A 3319-nucleotide genomic window follows, 5' to 3' on the forward strand; every position below is an offset into this window, starting at 1 on the left:
CAGTAGCGAACATCTTTGTTGTCAAAGGGTTCCCGCAGGGTGTTCAGGGTAAGTCCGGTGATACAGGGATCGATGTTGACGATCCAGGGGTAATCGGTGCGGTAGCTGCGAAATCCGGGGTTGCCTAGGGCTGCCTGGAGGCTTTCTGCCGTCAGGTCACACATATCCAGCTCGTGCCTCGATTGGGCAATCACCTTGGTCTCAGGGGCGCCGTAGTAATGGAATAGGACATACCTTGGGGCTGGCTTGCCGTACAACTGCCCCACGGCAGTCCGATCCCAATCTTCCCGGCGTTCCCACAGGAACCAATAACCACCGGGATCGATTTGCTTCAGGGCATATTGACCCAGGCTTACCGGTGGGTAGTTGTTAAAGGTGATGGGATCTTCTACTCCCTCCCAGATGTGTTTGGGCATGAACCGACAGGCTCCCCAGCGATCCAGGAAGTAGGTGTGGAAGCGAGAGTTGGGTTCTGCCAACTCAAAAACCACGGTGTAGTCGTCGGTTTTGTAGATCTCGTCGACATACATCCCCAGCTCAATACTGTAGCTCATGCCGGGATTGGCCTTTAGAGTCTCGATGGTAAAGATCACGTCTTTCGGCGGTGAACTCCACTCCATCGCTCCAATAGATGCCCTCTCGCAGTTCTACGGTCATTTCTGTAAAATCGTCGTTGTAAATTGGTGGCGACTTGGCTAATACGTTGATAATTTCCCCTTGGGCGTACTCCACGCACCAGAAGGACTCACCCATGAACTGGTGAATACCGGCATCGGCAGTGGTGCCGGGAGCCCAAGGGTTAAATCGCGTCGGATTAGGTACCCTGCCCGACAGGATATCGACAATCAAGGTCTCCTCTCGGGGGATGTCGGGACCGACTTGAGCCAAAACAGCCGTGGACATGGCCAGGACCAGGGTCAAAATCAAGAGCAGCAAACCGGTCTGCCTACCAATTCCTGTCACACAAATCCCTCCTCAAATTTACTTAGGAACATTCGCCGCGCTACAGGATGCAAACAGGCTGTATTGAACCTCCGGGCTTCCCCCGCCCCCCCGGCAAGGTGCCTGGATTCCTATACCAAAGAGCTTTGCGCCGAGTGAATACCGACTAATTTTATTCTTGTAATCCCCAGGAGCAATGCCTGCCTTATCTCGTCCATTTTTGTGAATTGACTCTAAAATATAGAAAATGGAAGCCGGCTAAGCCAGCTTCCATTTCGCAAATTCCCCTAATCCCTTTTGATCAGGTTGCTGAGAGAATCCTAATCGACACCGACACAAGTGCCCCAGATTTGATTACCCTGCAGCGTTACCTGAGCCTCGGCCTCGGTCTTGTACACGGCGTACCTTTGCACCGAATCCCCGTTGTCACTGCCGATAATATTGTCTCTCAGGACCACTCCGTGCACCCTGCTGTCGATGCGAATGCCGTAACCCGATTGTTCATTACCATTGTCATAGATGCGGTTGCCTTCCACCAGATTCCTATGGGCGGCCATGGCCTCCAGTTCCTCGCGGAAGTGAATTCCATAGTCTCCGTTGCCGCTGATTTCATTATTGCGAATGATATTGTCGGTGTCTTTGTGTCCAATGGAAAGGCCGACATGACCATTGCGGCTAAACACATTGTTTTCAAAGCACCCATGCTTGACCCGCCAACAGACAAACAATCCGATAATCCCGTTGTCCGTTACCTGGCAGCCGCGAATTATCGGGCGTTGGCTGCCACTGCCGGGATGGAGCCCAAAGCTGGTGTTATGTGCGATTCGGCAGTTCTCGATGACCACATCGGCACACTTTTGATAGCTGATGCCATCGCCGTTGAAGTTCTCGACGATACAATCCCGGATGGTGACATTATCCGCTCGATACAAATAGATTCCTGCGCCTCGGCACCCCGACAGCAGCACATTGCTGTCTTTGCTGCCTTCGACTCGGAGGTTCTCAATCCCAACGTTCTCTACGTCGCGGGCACTGATCACTGGGAAGGCGTTGTCTACCCTTGCGTTGCTGCTCACAAGATAATCCAGGACCATTGGGCGGCTAATTGCAAAGCGATTGCCATCTTGCCCGGTAATTGTAGCCACCGTGGTGTGCCAGCATCCTACCGCTCGATCATCCTTGATGCTCACTCCCATACCGGGGTAAAAACCCGAGGGGTCCGCTAGGGTAATCTCTTCCTCGCCGTAGTCTCCATCTAGCACCAAGGGTGATGACACACCGGGGCTTTTCACCAACACTGTGTCAGGCCCAGAGCCCTTTACCGTTACCCCGGAGCTCAGGTGCAATGAGTCTGACATCACATACTCTCCAGGCAGGATCTTGACAACTCCACCACCCAGGTTACCGACATAGTCCACCGCCGCCTGCAAAGCTCTGCCATCTTGACCGCAGATATCGGCACCGCTTCTCCCAACGGTCACTACCACGCTGTTTAGCTGACGCTCTTGTCCCATTTGCTTTCACCCTATCTTTATTCTCGCTGACCTTTGTCTACCGGAAAACGAGCATGATACTCGGTGGTTAGCCCTTGGCATACTTCGATCAAGCTTGGAATACTTCCTCTTGGGGATCCAGTGCAAGTGCAGGAGGTTAATGTGGTGGCAGAGAAGATCGGTGGGTGCATTCTAGCCATAGAGGGTGCCCATCTCGTCGCGACCTGGGAGGCTAGTTGGAAAAAAGGAGGTGAGAAAGGATGAGCATTTTTGAAGTGTTGATGCTGTTGTGTTTTGGAGCAGCCTGGCCCTTTTCGATTTACAAGTCCTATACCTCAAAGTCCGTTGAGGGAAAGAGTTTTGTCTTCTTAGGTATCCTGCTGCTGGGCTATATCGCTGGAATCTTGCATAAGGCCTTCTACAGTTTTGACTATGTGATCTACCTGTATATCCTCAACTTTTTCATGGTAGGCACAGATATGGTCCTGTTTCTCCGTAACCGCAAACTGCAACAGGGTAAAGCACAGGGTTAGACCGTTACAGGCCCAAGGCTAACCTGCGCTACATATCGCTTCACACATCTGCAGATTTCATATATACGACGCGCTCCAGTCATTTTGCTCAACTCATGGACCTGGGATTTTCCCCGAAATGAGCCGAAGACAGGAGCGCTGTGTTTATCTGTATCTAGTAAGTTCCTAACTCCCATCCCCTATCGACAAAATACCGGTAGGTCTCATACTCCACGGTCTCGGGAATGGAGTGATCGCTGTGGAGCACGTATCCGTAATTCCCCATAACCTCGGGGATCTTGGTCTCTAGCTCCTGATCGATTTTCTCCCGATCGTTAGAGTACAAGACCCGAACGTCGATCCCACCCATAA

The 3319-nt window shown here is 52.0% G+C and carries 5 protein-coding genes; 1 reads left to right on the forward strand and 4 read right to left on the reverse strand.

Annotated elements, in window-relative coordinates:
• The 3 genes from GX030_08035 to GX030_08045 all read right to left on the reverse strand — a co-directional run.
• A partial coding sequence (locus GX030_08035; GenBank protein NLV92326.1) for an ABC transporter substrate-binding protein occupies positions 1-620 on the reverse strand: 620 nt, incomplete at its 3' end.
• A complete protein-coding gene (locus GX030_08040) occupies positions 538-963 on the reverse strand; it encodes a hypothetical protein (protein NLV92327.1) in 426 nt (141 codons plus the stop codon). The genes GX030_08035 and GX030_08040, both read right to left, overlap by 83 nt.
• Before the next feature lie 299 nt (positions 964-1262).
• Positions 1263-2456 carry a hypothetical protein gene (locus GX030_08045; protein ID NLV92328.1) on the reverse strand — a complete coding sequence of 398 codons (1194 nt, stop codon included), beginning with the start codon at positions 2454-2456 and terminating at the stop codon, positions 1263-1265.
• Positions 2457-2695: 239 nt separating this feature from the next.
• Between GX030_08045 and GX030_08050 the strand changes: the two genes are divergently transcribed.
• Positions 2696-2968 carry a hypothetical protein gene (locus GX030_08050; GenBank protein NLV92329.1) on the forward strand — a complete coding sequence of 91 codons (273 nt, stop codon included), beginning with the start codon at positions 2696-2698 and terminating at the stop codon, positions 2966-2968.
• A gap of 154 nt (positions 2969-3122) precedes the next feature.
• On the opposite strand, the gene GX030_08055 is transcribed toward GX030_08050, so the two are convergent.
• Positions 3123-3319 (reverse strand): hypothetical protein (locus GX030_08055; protein NLV92330.1); only part of this gene is annotated, 197 nt, incomplete at its 5' end.

This window comes from Bacillota bacterium, assembly GCA_012727955.1.
Lineage (GTDB): Bacteria > Bacillota > Limnochordia > DTU087 > JAAYGB01 > JAAYGB01.